The 15,877-nt window shown below is 75.4% G+C and carries 11 protein-coding genes, 1 tRNA gene and 1 pseudogene; 3 read left to right on the forward strand and 10 right to left on the reverse strand.

Annotated elements, in window-relative coordinates; genetic code table 11:
* Nucleotides 1-4: 4 nt before the first annotated feature.
* From hpt to dacB, 4 genes are all read right to left on the reverse strand, one after another.
* Nucleotides 5-589, reverse strand: a complete 585-nt coding sequence (gene hpt, locus E9529_RS07440; protein WP_374201321.1) for a hypoxanthine phosphoribosyltransferase — start codon at nucleotides 587-589, stop codon at nucleotides 5-7.
* Nucleotides 586-1,614: a tRNA lysidine(34) synthetase TilS gene (tilS, locus tag E9529_RS07445; RefSeq protein WP_236830500.1), complete on the reverse strand. Its 1,029-nt coding sequence runs from the start codon at nucleotides 1,612-1,614 to the stop codon at nucleotides 586-588. The genes hpt and tilS overlap by 4 nt, the downstream gene beginning before the upstream one ends.
* A gap of 5 nt (nucleotides 1,615-1,619) precedes the next feature.
* On the reverse strand, nucleotides 1,620-2,705 hold the full coding sequence (locus E9529_RS07450) for a zinc-dependent metalloprotease (RefSeq protein ID WP_236830502.1): 1,086 nt from the start codon (nucleotides 2,703-2,705) through the stop codon (nucleotides 1,620-1,622).
* A 76-nt stretch (nucleotides 2,706-2,781) separates the two neighbouring features.
* A complete protein-coding gene (gene dacB, locus E9529_RS07455; RefSeq protein ID WP_236830504.1) occupies nucleotides 2,782-4,206 on the reverse strand; it encodes a D-alanyl-D-alanine carboxypeptidase/D-alanyl-D-alanine-endopeptidase in 1,425 nt (474 codons plus the stop codon).
* A 56-nt stretch (nucleotides 4,207-4,262) separates the two neighbouring features.
* Between dacB and E9529_RS07460 the strand changes: the two genes are divergently transcribed.
* Nucleotides 4,263-4,757, forward strand: a complete 495-nt coding sequence (locus tag E9529_RS07460) for an inorganic diphosphatase (protein ID WP_236824949.1) — start codon at nucleotides 4,263-4,265, stop codon at nucleotides 4,755-4,757.
* A 163-nt stretch (nucleotides 4,758-4,920) separates the two neighbouring features.
* On the opposite strand, the gene E9529_RS07465 is transcribed toward E9529_RS07460, so the two are convergent.
* The 3 genes from E9529_RS07465 to tmk all read right to left on the reverse strand — a co-directional run bounded on the left by E9529_RS07465 (nucleotide 4,921) and on the right by tmk (nucleotide 8,385).
* Nucleotides 4,921-4,993, reverse strand: a tRNA-Thr gene (locus E9529_RS07465).
* Nucleotides 4,994-5,095: 102 nt separating this feature from the next.
* Nucleotides 5,096-6,280, reverse strand: coding sequence for a DNA polymerase III subunit delta' (locus E9529_RS07470; RefSeq protein ID WP_236830506.1), 1,185 nt, complete (start codon nucleotides 6,278-6,280; stop codon nucleotides 5,096-5,098).
* Nucleotides 6,277-8,385 carry a dTMP kinase gene (tmk, locus tag E9529_RS07475; protein WP_236830508.1) on the reverse strand — a complete coding sequence of 703 codons (2,109 nt, stop codon included), beginning with the start codon at nucleotides 8,383-8,385 and terminating at the stop codon, nucleotides 6,277-6,279. The genes E9529_RS07470 and tmk overlap by 4 nt, the downstream gene beginning before the upstream one ends.
* A 465-nt stretch (nucleotides 8,386-8,850) precedes the next feature.
* Here tmk and E9529_RS07480 point away from each other — a divergent pair.
* Both E9529_RS07480 and E9529_RS07485 read left to right on the forward strand, forming a co-directional pair.
* Nucleotides 8,851-9,126: pseudogene (locus E9529_RS07480) on the forward strand (methyltransferase domain-containing protein); the annotation flags it as partial.
* Nucleotides 9,127-9,325: 199 nt separating this feature from the next.
* Nucleotides 9,326-9,550, forward strand: a complete 225-nt coding sequence (locus E9529_RS07485) for a hypothetical protein (protein ID WP_236830540.1) — start codon at nucleotides 9,326-9,328, stop codon at nucleotides 9,548-9,550.
* 16 nt (nucleotides 9,551-9,566) lie between these two features.
* On the opposite strand, the gene E9529_RS07490 is transcribed toward E9529_RS07485, so the two are convergent.
* From E9529_RS07490 to E9529_RS07500, 3 genes are all read right to left on the reverse strand, one after another.
* Nucleotides 9,567-10,304, reverse strand: a complete 738-nt coding sequence (locus E9529_RS07490; protein ID WP_236830510.1) for a class I SAM-dependent methyltransferase — start codon at nucleotides 10,302-10,304, stop codon at nucleotides 9,567-9,569.
* A 71-nt stretch (nucleotides 10,305-10,375) separates the two neighbouring features.
* Complete coding sequence (gene topA / locus E9529_RS07495) at nucleotides 10,376-13,228, reverse strand: type I DNA topoisomerase (protein ID WP_236830512.1); 2,853 nt, start codon at nucleotides 13,226-13,228, stop codon at nucleotides 10,376-10,378.
* A 259-nt stretch (nucleotides 13,229-13,487) separates the two neighbouring features.
* Complete coding sequence (locus E9529_RS07500) at nucleotides 13,488-15,752, reverse strand: sodium-translocating pyrophosphatase (protein ID WP_236830514.1); 2,265 nt, start codon at nucleotides 15,750-15,752, stop codon at nucleotides 13,488-13,490.
* Nucleotides 15,753-15,877: the final 125 nt, after the last annotated feature.

The raw sequence follows: 15,877 nt of genomic DNA on the forward strand, positions 1-15,877 counted from the left end.
CAGCTCAGGCGTAGACCTCGGGCTTGAGGGTGCCGATGTAGGGCAGGTCGCGGTACCGCTCGGCGTAGTCCAGGCCGTAGCCCACGACGAACTCGTTGGGGATGTCGAAGCCGACGTACCGGACCGGCACCTCGACCTTGACCGCGTCCGGCTTGCGCAGCAGGGCGCAGACCTCCAGCGACGCCGGCGAGCGGCCGCCCAGGTTCTTCAGCAGCCAGGAGAGGGTCAGCCCGGAGTCGATGATGTCCTCGAGCACCAGCACGTGCTTGCCGGTGATGTCCCGGTCGAGGTCCTTGAGGATGCGCACGACGCCCGAGGAGCTGGTGGAGGAGCCGTAGGACGAGACCGCCATGAACTCCATCTGGGTGGGCAGCTGGAGCGCCCGGGCGAAGTCGCTCATGAAGAGCACCGCGCCCTTGAGCACGCCGACGAGGAGGACCTCCCGGCCCGCGTAGTCGGCGGCGATGGTCGCGGCCAGCTCGGCGATCTTCTCGCGGATCTGCTCCTCGCCGAGCAGGACGTGGTCGATGTCCGGGCCGTAGCCGTGGTCGGGACCGAGTGCGCCGGGCGTGCTGGCAGTCTCCGTCACGGAGTGAGCTCCTCGTGGGGTGCGGGTCCGGGGGTGCCGCGCCGGGTTCCCGGCGGCAGCAGCTCCAGGGTGCCAGACGCCCGGACGACGCCTGCGCCGCCGGGTAGGTCGACCGCGCCCTGGCCGCGCCAGCCGGTGACGAGGGTCTCCACCGCCCGCAGGTGCACCGCCTGCAGGTCGGGGACGCCGGAGCCGTTCAGCCAGCCGCGGAGCACCCGGCGGCGCAGCGCGGCCGGCAGCTCCGCGAGCGGCCGGGCGGGCAGGCCGCCGTCACCCGACTCCGCCGCCAGCCGGGCGAGCTCCGCGGCCGCCAGGGCGTCGAGGGCGTCGAGGTCCTCCCGGAGCAGCCCGGCGGTGCGGGCCAGCGCGGGCGCCACCCCGCCGCCGAGCACCTCCTCCAGCAGCGGCAGGGCCTGCGTGCGCAGCCGCACCCGGGTGTAGGCGGGGTCGGCGTTCCACGGGTCGTCCCACACCGGCAGGCCCTGGTCGGCGCACGCCTGCCGGGTGGTGGCGCGGCGGACACCCAGGAGCGGTCGCCACCACCCCACGCCGTCGGCGGTCCGCTCGGCCACCATCCCGGCGACCGACCGGGGGCCCGAGCCGCGGCCGAGCCCGAGAAGCACGGTCTCGGCCTGGTCGTCGAGGGTGTGCCCGAGCGCGATGCGGGCACCGTGCTCCCGCGCCGCGGCCGCCAGCGCGGTGGACCGCGCGGTGCGGGCCGCTCCCTCGGGGCCGCCGTCGTCCCCCACCCGGACGGTGAGCACGAGCACCGGGTCCAGACCCAGTCCGCGCAGCAGCGCGGCGGTGCTCTCCGCGCGCGCCGCCGAGCCCGCCTGCAGGCCGTGGTCGACGGTGACCCCGCCGACCCGGGCGCCCGCGGAGCGGGCCTCGAAGGCGAGCGCGGCGGCCAGCGCCACCGAGTCCGCTCCCCCGCTGCAGGCGGCGAGGACCGCCCGGTCGTCGCCGCGCAGCCCGTCGCGGACGGCGCGCCGCACCTCCGCGACCGCGCGGGGAGGCCCGGCCACCGGGCTCAGGCGGGCAGGGCGGGGCGCCCGAGCACCCGCTCGACCCACAGGTGCGGCGCGGTGAGCTCCTCGATGAGCGGCAGGTTCGCCGGGCCCTCCCAGACGCGGTTGAAGCCCTCCATGCCGGCGAGGCCGACGACGCCGCCGACGAAGTGCCGCCCGTCGGCGTACTGCTTCATCTTCTGCTCCAGGCCCAGCAGCCGGCGCAGCACGCGGTCCAGCGGCCCGCGGCCCTTGCGGCGCTGGGCGAACCGCTTGCGCAGGGTGCGCACCGAGGGCACGACGTCGGGGCCGACGCCGTCCATCACGTACTCGGCGTGGCCCTCGACCAGGCTCATGACCGCGGTCACCCGGTCCAGCACCTCCCGCTGCCGCGGGTCGCGGACCAGCGCCAGCAGCCCCTCGGGAGCGCCGTCCCCGCCGCCCCGCACGGCGTCCGCGAGGCTGCGCAGCAGGTCCTGCAGCCGCTCGCGCAGCACGTCGGGCGCCAGGTCGGTGGCAGCGACGAACTCGGCGACCTGCTCCTCGAGGTAGCCCCCGAGCCACGGGACGCCGGTGAACTGAAGCTGGTGGGTGACCTCGTGCAGGCACACCCAGAGGCGGAAGTCCGAGGGGTCGACGCCCAGCTTGCGCTCGGTGGCGACGATGTTGGGGGCCACCAGCAGCAGCCGGCCGCCGGTGCCGAAGATCTCGTACTGGCCCAGCACCCGCGACGCGAGGAAGGCCAGCAGGCCGCCGGCCTGGACGCCGGTGGCGCGCGAGCCGATGGCGGTGGCGAGGGCGCCGGGGCGGTGGCCCGTGCGCTCGGCGAGCTTCTCCACCAGCGGGTCGAGCAGGGCGGCCATGCCGCGGGCGTTGGCGTCGGCCCAGCCCGGCCGGTCGACGACGGCGACCTCGGGGACCGGCCCGCCGGGCACCGGCCGCAGCCCGGTGAGCTCCTCGACGTGCGCGATCGCGGTGGCGGCGGCGCGGTGCAGCTCGGCGACGACCGCGGCCGCCTCCTCCCGGGTGGTGCTCGGGCCGCCGGCGACCAGCCGGCGGGCCGTGCGTCCGGCCAGGTCCCAGTCGACCATCGAGGAGGCGCTGCTCATCGCTTCACCGTAGGCCCTGCTGTAGGGGCCCGCCGCGAGCCTGCGAGCGGTGGGGGGCAGCAGGGTCCTTCTACCTTCAACAGCCGCAGGCGGCGAGGGTGGCGGCGAACTGGTCGAGCGCGGACTCCGCCGCCAGCTCGCTGCCGGTCGCCTCGTCGGCCACCACGGCGAAGGCGAGCAGCCGGCCGTCAGCGGTGACCACGGTCCCGGCCAGCGCGTTGACGCCCAGCAGCGTGCCGGTCTTGGCACGCACCGTGCCCGGCGCGGTCGCCGGGTCGTCGTCGCCGCGGTCGGCGAGCGTGCCGTCGTAGCCGGCCACCGGCAGGCCGGGCAGCAGCCCGGCGGCGTCGCCGAGGCTGCCGTCGGCGGCGCCGCGCACCACCGCGGTGAGGAGCTCGGCGGTCACGACGTTCTCCCGCGACAGGCCGCTGCCGTCGGCCAGCGTGACGCCGGTGACGTCCAGCCCCAGCTCGTCCAGCGCCTCGACGACGGCCCGCGCCGCCCCGTCGAAGGTGGCCGCCTCCCCCCGGGCGAGCGCGACGTGCCGGGCCAGCACCTCGGCGAGCACGTTGTCCGACTGCGAGAGCGCCTGCTCGACCAGCCGGGCGACGGGCGCCGACTCGACGGTGCCGAGGGTGCGGGCGCCGGCCGGGGCCTGGCCGAGGACCACCGCGGCACCGGGGGCGCCGAGGGCGTCGGCGAGCGCCGCGCCGGCGTCGAGGCCGGGCTGGCCGCTGCGCGCGAGCGCCCCGGGGCTGACCCGCGCGCCGTCGACGGCGGTGGCGGTGATGGGTGCGGCGTAGCTGGAGGGCGCGTCGCCCGGGCCCCAGCCGCTGGCGGTCAGCGGACCGCTGAACAGCGCGCTGTCGACCACGATGCGGGTGACGGGGGTGCCCGCGGGGAGCGCGCCCACGACCTGGGTGGCGAGGTCGGCCATCGTCGGGGCACCGGGGTAGGTCTGCGACGGCTCGGTGCGCGACAGGGTCGGGTCGCCACCGCCCACGAGCACCACCTCACCGGGCGCGGAGCCGGCGACCACCCGGGTCTCGAACGTCCCGGCCGGGTCGAGGGTGGTGAGCGCCGCGGTCGCGGTGAGCAGCTTGGCGGTGGAGGCGGGGGTCAGCGGAGCGCCGGCGTCCCGGTCGTACAGCACCTCACCGGTGGCGACGTCGACGACCTGCGCCGTGGTGCCCGGCCCCAGCGGCGGGCCGCTGAGCAACGGGGTGAGGGCGGCCTCGAGGGCGGCGGCATCGGGCACCGGCGCATCGGCGGAGAGCGCGGCCAGGACGGGATCGGCCTCGCCGAGGTCGGGCAGCACGGCGTCCGGGACGGCGATGGCCCCGTCCTCGCCCCCCGCGTCGGTGCCGAGGAAGATCCCCAGCCCGATGCCGCCGCCGACGAGCAGCGTGACGAGCAGGGCGATGCCGGTGATCATGCGCCGCCGGAAGCGGCCGTAGTTGGCCGTGACGATCGTCGAGCCGCTCGACGAGATGGTGCCCACCCCCCAGAAGGGGGCCTGCGCCGACCGCGCAGCCCCCCGTGGGCCACACTACGTCCGTGCAGTTCGACGTGACGGTAGAAATCCCGAAGGGCCAGCGGAACAAGTACGAGCTGGACCATGAGACCGGACGCATCCGCTTGGACCGGATGCTGTTCACCTCCACCCGCTACCCGGCGGACTACGGCTACATCGAGAACACCCTCGGGCAGGACGGCGACCCGCTCGATGCCCTGGTAATCCTCGAGGAGCCGACGTTCCCCGGGTGCCTGGTGACGTGCCGGGCCATCGGCATGTTCCGCATGACCGACGAGGCGGGAGGGGACGACAAGGTCCTCTGCGTGCCGGCGACGGACCCGCGGGTGGCGCACCTCAAGGAGATCGAGGACGTGTCGGAGTTCGACCGCCTCGAGATCCAGCACTTCTTCGAGACCTACAAGGACCTCGAGCCGGGCAAGTCGGTCGAGGGCGCCGAGTGGGTCGGCCGCGAGGCCGCCGAGGACGAGATCCGCGCCTCGATCGAGCGCGCCAAGAACGGGTCCGCGCACCACTGAACCCCCGCCCGGCCTCCGGACCGGGCGCCGGACGCACCGACGGCGGCACACCCCTCCCGGGGCGTGCCGCCGTCAGCCGACCCCGTGGCCGGGTGACCGCGGCGGGTGCGCGGACCCCGGGACGACGACGGGCCCGTCCAGGTGGACGGGCCCGTGCTGTGCGAGCCGCCTGTCGGAATCGAACCGACGACCTTCTCATTACGAGTGAGATGCTCTACCGACTGAGCTAAGGCGGCGGACTGCCCGCACAGCCTACGACACGGTCACCGCCGGACCGGCGCAGGGGTGGCCCTCCCGCAGCGCCCGGCGCGGGCGCCACGGGCCGCGGGTGCGGCGGCTCAGGACGGCAGGCGGAGCGCGACGGTGAGGGCCTCCAGGGCCACCTGCGGCTTCACGTTCTGCTCCAGCGCCGTGCGGCAGGCCAGGACGGCGTCGATGCGGCGCAGCGCCCCTTCCGCCCCGATCCGGCGGGCCAGCTCCTCGGCGTCGGCGCGGCGGTCGGGGTGGTTCAGCTGCAGCTCCGTGCCGGGTGCGGCGTCGAGGAGCAGCGCGTCGCGGTAGAGCCCCGCGAGGTCGACCAGCGCGCGGTCCAGCGAGTCGCGCCCGAGGCGGGTGGCCCGCGACTTCTGCCGCTTCTCCAGCTCCTTGAGCTGGCCGGCGCCGCGGCTGGCGGCGGCGACGCCGGGCCCGCGCGCGCCCACCCCGAGGCTGGCCTTGACGGCCTCGGTCTCGGCGCCGTCGAGGGCGGCGGACGCCTCGTCGGCCTCCTCCTTCGCCGCGCCCACCAGGTCGTCGGCGGCGTCCAGGCAGGCCGCCAGCGAGACCAGCCGCAGCGGCACGTCGAGCACCGCCTTGCGGGCCAGCCGGGCGGTCTCGTCCCGCGCCAGCCGCCGGGCCCGGCCCACGTGACCGCCGGAGGCGGCCGCCGACCAGGAGGCCAGTGCGGGGTCGATCCCGTCCCGGCGCACCAGCACGTCGGCGACGGCGTCGACCGGCGGGGTGCGCAGCCCGACGACCCGGCAGCGGGAGCGGATGGTGACCGGCACGTCCTCGGGGTGCAGGCTGGGCGCGCACAGCAGGAACACCGTGCGCGGCGGCGGTTCCTCGAGCATCTTCAGCACGGTGTTGGAGGCCTGCTCGGTCATCCGGTCGGCGTCCTCGACCACCACCACCTGCCAGCGGCCCTGCGACGGCGCCCGGCCGGCGATGCGGACCAGCTCGCGCACCTCGGCGACGCCGATGGAGAGGCCCTCGGGGACGATCCGCTGGACGTCGGCGTGCGTCCCGGCGAGCACGGTGCGGCAGGCGTGGCAGGTGCCGTCCCCGCCGTCGGGGCACTGCAGCGCCGCGGCGAACGCCCGCGCGGCCACGGACCGCCCGGAGCCGGGCGGCCCGGTGAACAGCCAGGCGTGGGTCATCGCGGTCGGGTCGGCGATCGCGGCCCGCAGCTCGGCCACCACGGCCGGCTGCCCGACCACCTGCGTCCAGACGCCCTCTTCCGGCGCCACCACCGGTGCGGTCACGGGTGCAGCTGCGGCGTGGCGCCGGTCTGGGCATGGGGGTGGTGCGCCCCGGGGCCGCGGTCGTCCTGCCGCGGCTGGGGGGCGCCCTGCGGCTGGGCCGCCGGCGGGGCGGGGGTCTGCAGCGGCAGCCCGGAGAGGAGCTCGGCCACCCGCACCCGGATGGCGGCCGCGAGCTCGTCGGGCGACCGGCGCGCGTCGAGCACCAGGTAGCGGTCGGGCTCGGCCTCGGCGAGCTCCTGGAAGGTCCGCCGCACGCGCTGGTGGAAGTCCAGCGACTCCGACTCCAGCCGGTCGGCGGCGGCGCGGCCGCGGGCGCGGGCCAGCCCCACCTCGGGCGGCAGGTCGAGCAGCACCGTCAGGTCGGGCCGCAGCCCCTGGGCGGCCCAGCGGGAGAGCATGCGCACGTCGTCCAGGGGGATGGTGCGCCCGGCGCCCTGGTAAGCCAGCGAGCTGTCGATGAACCGGTCGGTGATCACGACCTCGCCGGCGTCGAGGGCGGGGCGCAGCACCTCGTGCACGTGCTGGGCGCGGTCGGCGGCGTAGAGCAGCGCCTCGGCCCGCGGGGCGATGCCCACCTGGGCGCGGTCGAGCACGATCGAGCGGATCCCGGCCCCCGGCGGCGTGGCGCCGGGTTCGAACGACGCCCGGGCGGTCAGCCCCTCGTCGGCGAGCCACTCCTGCAGCCGGCGCACCTGGGTGGACTTGCCGGCCCCCTCGCCGCCCTCGAAGGCGATGAGCACCCCGCCGCCGGCCAGCCGGCGGCGCGCGGTGGTGTCGCGGCGCAGCGCGGTGACGACATCGGCCCACAGCGGGATGGGGCGCCGGTCGTCCATCTGCCGGTAGGCCAGCAGCCCGACGCCGACGGCCAGCACCCCGGCCGCGAACAGCATGATCCGCTCACCGGAGAGCGGCAGCACGACGGCGCCGAGGTCCAGGTCCTCCCGACCGATCAGCCCCACCCCGATCGGCACGAGGGCCAGGGAGATGATCAGCGCCGCGCGGACCAGGGACTGCACGATCGCGAAGGTGCGACCCCGGATCGAGTCCTCCACCTCGGTGCCGATCAGGGTGATGCCGGCCAGGAACGCCATGCCGGCGAAGAAGCCCATGACGACCACGAGCAGCAGCGAGATCCACAGCGCGAAGGACAGCGACAGCAGCACCACGACGACCCCGGCGCCGACGATCGCCAGCCCGAAGATGCGCTCGCGGGCGAGGTCGCGCGCCACGCTGGGGCCGATGCCGATGCCCAGGCCCAGGCCGACGAAGACGGCCCCGAACAGGATGCCGTACGCCGCCTCGCCGCCCCCGAGCACGTTCACGTAGGCCTGCCCGGTGGCGATGATCGCGCCCGCCGCGACGAAGGCCCCGGTGATGCCCACGACCAGGCCCCGGACCAGGCGGGTGTGCCCGGCGAAGGAGAACCCCTTGACCAGCGAGCCGAGGAAGCTCTCCTGCTGGCCGACGACCGCCCCCTCCGCCCGGCGGCCGCTGATCGACGGCAGGTTCCAGATGACGAAGGCCGCGACCAGGAAGGTGAGCGCGTTCAGGTAGAGGGCGAGGTCCACCTCGTCCACGCCCGGCAGGACGGCGCTGAGCTCGCCGCCCACGCTGGTGAGCAGGGCGAACACGATCGCCGCGGCCACCGGGGTGAGCCCGTAGGTGGTGACCAGGGAGAGCTGGTTGGCCGGCTCCAGCTGGTCCTTGCGCAGCATGTTGGGGACGGCGGCGTCCTTCGCCGGGATCCAGAACAGGCTGAAGGCCTCGATCACGAACTGGGCGATGAACAGCCAGATCAGGTTGTCGACGATCGGGATCGAGGCGAACAGGGCGAACCGCAGGACGTCGGTGACCACCATCGTCTTCCGGCGGTCGAACCGGTCGGCGAAGGCCCCTGCCACGGGGCCGAGCACGATGGCCGGGAGCAGCCGGAAGAGCAGGACCCCCGCGAGCGCGAAGTTCTGCGCGGCGTAGTCGTCGAAGGTCATCGTGGCGGTCACGGTGATGGCGAGCAGGCCGAGCCAGTCGCCGAAGCTGGACAGCAGCGTGGACAACCACAGCTTGCGGAAGTCGCGCACCCGCAGCACGGCGCGGATCTTGGCCACCGTGCCCACCGCACCGGACCCGTCCGCGACCGAGGACCCGCCCGCGGGGGCCGCGCCCGGGGGTGCCCCCACCTCGCCCACGTCGGTCAGCGGCGGGCCCGCGGACGGCGGAACCGGTGAGCCCGCGGGCGGCAGGCCGTCGCCCGGGGCAGCACCGGCAGCCCCGTCGGACGGGGGTACCGGGGGCGTCGGCTCGGCCGGAATCGCGGGCTCCCAAGGTCGGAGGGCACCGGGGCGGAGCGGGCCCCGGCGGGGCAACGGTACCGGTCGGCCGCGACGATTCCGGCCCCTCGACGCCCGGTCGGGCCAATCCGTCACCTGTGGTCCGCCCACTGGTCACCCGGCGCACCAAGGTCGCGGGCGGTGACGGGTACCGGTGGTCCAGCGGACGGCGCGTGGCAGCCCGGCGCGTACCTCCGCTTCGCCGGGGAGCGCGCCCGCCCCTTCGCCGACCTGCTCGCCCGGGTGGGTGCCGTAGCCCCGCGGAGGGTCGTCGACCTCGGCTGCGGCGAGGGCTCGCTGACCGCCACGCTGGCGCAGCGGTGGCCGGGCGCCCGCGTCACCGGCGTCGACTCCTCCCCCGAGATGCTCGCCGCCGCCAGGGCCGCTGCCCGCGGGCAGGTGGAGTACCGGCTGGGCGACGTGCGCGACTGGGCTCCGACCGCACCGGTCGACGTCGTCGTGAGCAACGCCGTCCTCCACCGGGTGCCCGGACACCCGGAGCTGATGGGGCGCTGGGCCGCGGCGCTGCCGCCGGGCGGGTGGCTCGCGGTGCAGGTGCCGGGCAACTTCCGCGCCGCCACCCACGTGCTGCTCGCCGACCTGTGCCGGAGCCGGGAGTGGGCCGGCCGGACCGCCGACGCGGCACCGCGGACCGACACCGTGCTCGACGGCCGCGCTGCAGGGGCCCGCCGCGAGCGTGCGAGCGGTGGGGGGCAGCGTGGTCCTTCTGCTCCACGTGCTCCGCGGCCCGCACCCGGTGCTGGGGTGGGTGCGCTCGACGGTGCTGCGCCCGGTCCTCGCCCGGCTGGACGACGACGCCGCGGCCGCGTTCTCCGCCGCGTACGCCGCGGCGCTGCGCACCGCCTACCCGCCGCGCCCCGACGGCACGACGCTGCTGCCCTTCCGGCGGGTCTTCGCCGTCGGCACCCGCCCGTCGGGGTAGCGGGCCGCGGGCGGCGTCAGCGCAGGGTGAGCCGGTAGGCGTGCGTCCGGTAGGGCAGCTCGAGCTCCGACCGCCCCCGGGTGTCCCGGTGCCGGGCCAAGAGCTCGCGGATGCCACCGAGGAACTCCGCGCGGCGTGCGTCGTCCATCACCGCGACGTAGCTGCGGGTGGCGATCCCGGCGACGACGTCCTCGGGACCCACCCGCTGCACGACCGCGGACTCGACGACCTCGACGGCGGCCGCGAGCTCGGCGGCGAGGCTCTCGACGACGGCCCGGTCGGCCTCGTGGCCGCGCGCCTCGTCGGCGATGCGCTCTCCGAGCGCGGCCACCCACGGCACGCGCTCGTCGCGGGTGTTCCAGACCAGGCCGACCCTCCCGCCCGGGCGGAGCACCCGGCGGAGCTCGCGGGCGGCGGGCGCGGGGTCGAACCAGTGCGCCGCCTGGCCCGCCACGACCGCGTCGGCCGAGGCGCCCCCGACCGGGAGCTGCTCGGCGGTGCCGACCGCGGTCGCGACACCGGGCAGGCGGGCGGTGAGCTCGGCGAGCATCTCCGGCGACGGGTCCACGGCGCGGACGCGGTGACCCAGCCCGGCCACCACCTCGGTGAGCAGGCCGGTGCCCGCGCCGACGTCGAGCACGTCCAGCACTCCCCCGCGGCCGAGCAGGAACTCCACCGCGTCCACCGGGTAGGTCGGGCGCCGCGCCGCGTACCCGGCCGCCACCGAGCCGAACGAGCGCGCCCGGGCCCGCATCGCGACGTCCTGCGGCCCCGTCCCGGGGCTCCCCCCGGGCTCGTGAGAGGGGAGCGGGACGGGACCCTGCATCAGCCTGCCGTGACCGCGTCGGCGGACGTCGTCTTCTTGGCGGTGGGCTTCTTCGCCGTCGTCTTCTTGGCCGCCGTCTTCTTCGCGGTGGTCTTCTTGGCGGCCTTCTTCTTGGTCGCCGGGCCGCGGGCGCGGCGGTCGGCCAGGAGCTCGGCGGCGCGCTCGATGGTGATCGACTCGACGTCGTCGCCCTTGCGCAGGCTGGCGTTCGTCTCGCCGTCGGTCACGTACGGGCCGAAGCGCCCCTCCCGCACGGTGACCACGCCCTGGGTGACCGGGTCGGGCCCCAGCTCCTTGAGCGGGGCCTTGGCGGCCGCCCGGCCGCGCTGCTTCGGCTGGGCGAAGATCGCCAGCGCCTCGTCCAGAGTGGTGGTGAAGAGCTTCTCCTCGCCGTCCAGGGAGCGGGAGTCGGTGCCCTTCTTCAGGTACGGGCCGTAGCGGCCGTTGAGCGCCTGGATCTCCTCGCCGTCGGGCGCGGTGCCCACGGTGCGGGGCAGGGTGAGCAGCTTGAGCGCGTCCTCGATCGTCACCGTCTCGGGGGACATGGACGAGAACAGGCTCGCCGTGCGCGGGGACTCCTTGCTGCCCTCGGGGACGACGGTGGTGACGTAGGGGCCGTAGCGGCCGGCCTTCACCACCACCGGGTGCCCGGACTCGGGGTCGGTGCCGAGCTCGCGGTCGCCCGAGGGCGCCTCGAGCAGCTCGCGGACCTTCTCCGTCGTCAGCTCGTCGGGCGCGAGGTCCTCGGGGATGCTGACCCGGGCGCCGTCCTCCCCGCCGGCCTGCAGGTAGGGGCCGTAGCGGCCGACCCGCACGACGACCGGGCGCCCCTCGGGGTCGGTGGCGCGGAGCGGGATGGAGTTGACGCCGCGGGCGTCGATCTCCTCGAGCCGCTGGCCGATGACCTGCTTGAGGCCGCCGGACTGGGCGATCGCGCCGGCGTGCCGGCCCTCACCGCCGAAGTAGAATTCGGTCAGCCAGTCGACCCGGCCCAGGGTGCCGCCGGCGATCTCGTCGAGCTCGGTCTCCAGCGAGGCGGTGAAGTCGTAGTCGACCAGCTGGGCGAAGTGCTGCTCGAGCAGGTTGGTCACGGCGAACGCGATGAAGGAGGGCACCAGCGCGTTGCCCTTCTTCCACACGTACCCGCGGTCCTGGATCGTCTGCATGATCGAGGCGAAGGTGGACGGCCGGCCGATACCCAGCTCCTCCAGGCGCGCCACCAGGCTGGGCTCGGTGTAGCGGGACGGCGGCTGGGTGGTGTGCCCCTTGGCGTCCAGCGCCTGGGTGTCGAGCTGCTGGCCGCGCTCCAGGCGGGGCAGCCGGCGCTCGGCGTCGTCGCTGCCGTGGTCGTCGTCGCCGTCCTTCTGCGCGCCCTCGTCGCGGGACTCGACGTAGGCGCGGAGGAAGCCGGGGAAGGTGATCGTGCGGCCGCTGGCGGTGAACTCGACCGCCTCGTCGGTCGCGCTGCGCCCGGCCAGCCGGACGCTGACGGTCTGGCCGACGGCGTCGGCCATCTGGGAGGCGACGGTGCGCTGCCAGATCAGCTCGTAGAGCCGGAACTCGTCGCGGGCGAGCCCGGCGGCGAGCTGGCCCGGCGTGCGGAAGCTGTCCCCGGCGGGGCGGATGGCCTCGTGCGCCTCCTGGGCGCCCTTGGACTTCTTCGCGTAGCGGCGGGCCTCGGCCGGCACGTAGGCGTCGCCGTAGAGCTCGCGGGCCTGCTGCCGGGCGGCGTTGATCGCCTCCTGCGACAGGTTCGTCGAGTCGGTGCGCATGTAGGTGATGTGGCCGTTCTCGTACAGCCGCTGCGCCACCCGCATGGTCTGCGCCGACGACCAGCCGAGCTTGCGGCCGGCCTCCATCTGCAGCGTCGAGGTGGTGAACGGTGCGTACGGGCGACGGCGGTAGGGCTTCTCGTCGACCCGGCTGACGCCCACCTGCCGGCCCTCGAGCCGGGCGGCCAGGCCGCGGGCGCCGGCCTCGTCGAGGTGCACGACGTCGCCGGTGACCCGGCCGGTGGCGGCGTCGAAGTCCCGGCCGGTGGCCACCCGGCTGTCGTCGACGCTGACCAGCTTGGCCCGCACGGTGGTGGGCTCGCCCGCGTCGGCGCCGGCGCGCTGACCGGCGACGGCGAAGGTGCCCTCCAGCGACCAGTAGTCGGCCGAGGTGAACGCCATCCGCTCCCGCTCGCGCTCGACCACGATGCGGGTCGCGACCGACTGGACGCGGCCGGCCGACAGCTTGGGCAGCACCTTCTTCCAGAGGACCGGGCTGACCTCGTAGCCGTAGAGCCGGTCGAGGATGCGGCGGGTCTCCTGCGCGTCGACCAGGTGGGTGTCCAGGTCGCGCGGGTTGGCGACGGCGCGGGCGATCGCCTCGGGGGTGATCTCGTGGAAGACCATCCGGCGCACGGGGACGCGCGGCTTCAGCGTGTCGATCAGGTGCCAGGCGATGGCCTCGCCCTCGCGGTCCTCGTCTGTCGCGAGGTAGATCTCGCTGGCGTTCTTGACCAGCTGCTTGAGCCGGGTCACCTGCTGCTTGCGGTCGGGGCTGACCACGTAGAGCGGCTCGAAGGAGTTGTCGACGTCGACCCCGAGCCGGGCCCAGGCAGCGCCCTTGTGCTCGGCCGGCACGTCGGCGGCGTTGCGCGGCAGGTCGCGGATGTGGCCGACGCTCGCCTCGACGACGTAGCCGTTGCCGAGGTAGCCGGCGATCTTGTTGGCCTTCGTCGGCGACTCGACGATGACCAGCGGCCGGCCGCCGGACGCGGCCGAGCCCCGGCGGGCCGGCGTCTTCGCGGCGCCGCCCGTGGTGGGCTCGTTCTCGGTGCCGGGCTGCGTGGTCTTCGTGGGCACGGGACTCCTGTCGGTGGTGCTGAGGTGGTGCGGGTGCGGTGTGCCGGTCCGGGCCGGACGGCCCGGGGTGCACCGGCTCCGGGGGTCCGGGACCGGGCGGGCGCCACCGCGGAACGCCCCTCGGCGGGCCACGGTAAGCCACGCCGGTGACGGTGTGCCGGGCGCAACCTTTCCGTGGGCGTGCCGCCACCCCGACCAACGTGGATCGTGCGGCGGTGTTCCCGCAGGTGGAAGACGGCGTCCCGCGAAGGGGGCAGCCTCAGGGGGCGCTGGCGGTCAGCTCCGAGCCCGCCGGGGCCGGCGCCGCGTCACCGACGACGACCGAGCGGCGCTTGGAGACGACGACCGCGGCGACGACGACGAGCACGGCCGCCAGCGCGATCGCCACCCGCGCCGGCGTGTTGGCGTCCTGCCCCACCGACAGCGCGACCACCGCGGGCGCGATGAGCAGCGCCACCAGGTTCATCACCTTGATCAGCGGGTTGATCGCGGGCCCGGCGGTGTCCTTGAACGGGTCGCCGACGGTGTCGCCGATGACGGTGGCGGCGTGGGCCTCGCTGCCCTTCCCGCCGTAGCTGCCGTCCTCGACCATCTTCTTGGCGTTGTCCCACGCCCCGCCGGAGTTGGAGAGGAACACCGCCATGAGGGTGCCGGCCGCGATCGCGCCGACGAGGTAGGCGGCCAGCGGCCCGATGCCCAGGCCGAAGCCCACGGCGACCGGGGCGAGCACGGCCAGCAGCCCGGGCGTGGCCAGCTCGCGCAGCGAGTCCTTGGTGCAGATGTCGACGACCGCGCCGTAGTCGGGGCGCTCGGCGAAGGTCATGATCCCGGGCCGGGTGCGGAACTGCTCGCGCACCTCGAAGACCACCCGCCCGGCGGCCCGGGACACCGCGCTGACCGCCAGGCCGGAGAAGAGGAAGACCACCGCGGCGCCCAGCACCGCGCCGACGACGTTGTTCGGGTTCACCAGGCTGAAGGCGTCGCCGAGGGTGGTGCCGGCCTCCTCGAGCGCGAGGGCGACCTGGGCGTTGTAGGAGCCGAAGAGGGCGGTGGCCGCGAGGACGGCGGTGGCGATGGCGATGCCCTTGGTGATCGCCTTGGTGGTGTTGCCGACGGCGTCGAGGTCGGTGAGCACCCGCGCGCCCTCGTCGTCGATGTCGCCGGACATCTCGGCGATGCCCTGCGCGTTGTCGCTGACCGGGCCGAAGGTGTCCATGGAGACGATGACGCCGGCCGTCGTCAGCAGGCCGCAGCCGGCGAGCGCCACGGCGTAGAGAGCGGCCCCGCCGCCGATGAGGAAGGCGCCGTAGACCGCGCCGCCGATGAGCAGCGCCGCGTAGACCGCCGACTCCAGCCCGAGCGATATGCCCGACAGGATGACGGTGGCCGGGCCGGTGAGCGAGCTGCGGCCGACGTCCTTCACCGGCTTGCGGCTGGTCTCGGTGAAGTAGCCGGTGAGCTGCTGGATCGCCGCGGCCAGGACGACGCCGACCAGCACCGCGACCAGCCCGAGCACCTGGGGGCTGACCGGGAGGTCGACGCCCCCGCCGGTGGCCGGGAGCACGGTGAAGGCGGCGACCGCGACCAGCACCAGCGACACCGCCGCGGAGACGAAGAAGCCGCGGTTGATCGGGGCCAGGCCGTTGCGGTCGGCCTTGCCCGGGTTGGTGGCCAGCACGCCGACGACCGAGGCGACGACCCCGATGGCGGCGACCACGAGCGGGAACACCATGCCCACGGGGCCGAAGAAGACCTGCCCGAGGATGAGCGCGGCGACGAGGGTGACGGCGTAGGACTCGAAGAGGTCGGCGGCCATGCCCGCGCAGTCGCCGACGTTGTCGCCCACGTTGTCGGCGATGGTCGCGGCGTTGCGCGGGTCGTCCTCCGGGATGCCGGCCTCCACCTTGCCGACGAGGTCGGCGCCGACGTCGGCGGCCTTGGTGAAGATCCCGCCGCCCACGCGCATGAACATCGCCAGCAGCGCGCCGCCGAAGCCGAAGCCCTCGAGGACCACCGGTGCGGTCTCGTCGAACAGGAGCAGGGCGAGCGCGGCGCCGAACAGGCCCAGCCCGATCGTGATCATCCCGCAGACGCCGCCGGTGCGGTACGCGATGCGGAAGGCGGGCCGGTAGCCGCCGTCGCGCGCCGCCGCGGCGACCCGGACGTTGCCGCGGGTGGCCAGCGTCATCCCGATGAAGCCCACCAGCGCCGAGAACAGCGCGCCGACGAGGAAGAAGACCGCGCGGCCCAGCCGGGTGCCCAGGCCGCCCTCGGCGACCGGGAGCACCAGCAGCAGGGCGAAGACGACGACGGCGAAGAACGCCAGCGTCCGGAACTGCCGGCGCAGGTAGGCCGCCGCCCCCTCCTGCACCGCCCGCGCTATCTCGCGCATCTTCTCCGTCCCCTGGTCGGCGGCGACGACCGCGCGGACCAGGTAGGCGGCGAAGCCCAGGGCGGCGAGGGAGACGACGAGGACGACGGCGACGAGCGCCGTCTCCCCGCCGGACAGCGAACCTTCGGACATGGGTCCTCCAGGCGTCGGCGGCCGCCCGGGAGGCGCCGTGCTCCCCTGCCCGGGCGGAGGTCGGCGTCCGCGCACCGGAGGGACCCGCCGGGACACGAACGCGGCGAAGTGTAAGACAGATCACA

Origin of the sequence: Blastococcus sp. KM273128 (genome assembly GCF_021698975.1) — a bacterium.
Taxonomy (GTDB): Bacteria; Actinomycetota; Actinomycetes; order Mycobacteriales; family Geodermatophilaceae; genus Blastococcus.

What these genes read in the sequence shown, in the direction of transcription:
- E9529_RS07450 (WP_236830502.1), bottom strand. Translation starts at nt 2,705, where the DNA reads ATGAGCAGCGCCTCCTCGATGGTCGACTGGGACCTGGCCGGACGCACG.
- E9529_RS07490 (WP_236830510.1), bottom strand. Translation starts at nt 10,304, where the DNA reads ATGCGGGCCCGGGCGCGCTCGTTCGGCTCGGTGGCGGCCGGGTACGCG.
- E9529_RS07500 (WP_236830514.1), bottom strand. Translation starts at nt 15,752, where the DNA reads ATGTCCGAAGGTTCGCTGTCCGGCGGGGAGACGGCGCTCGTCGCCGTC.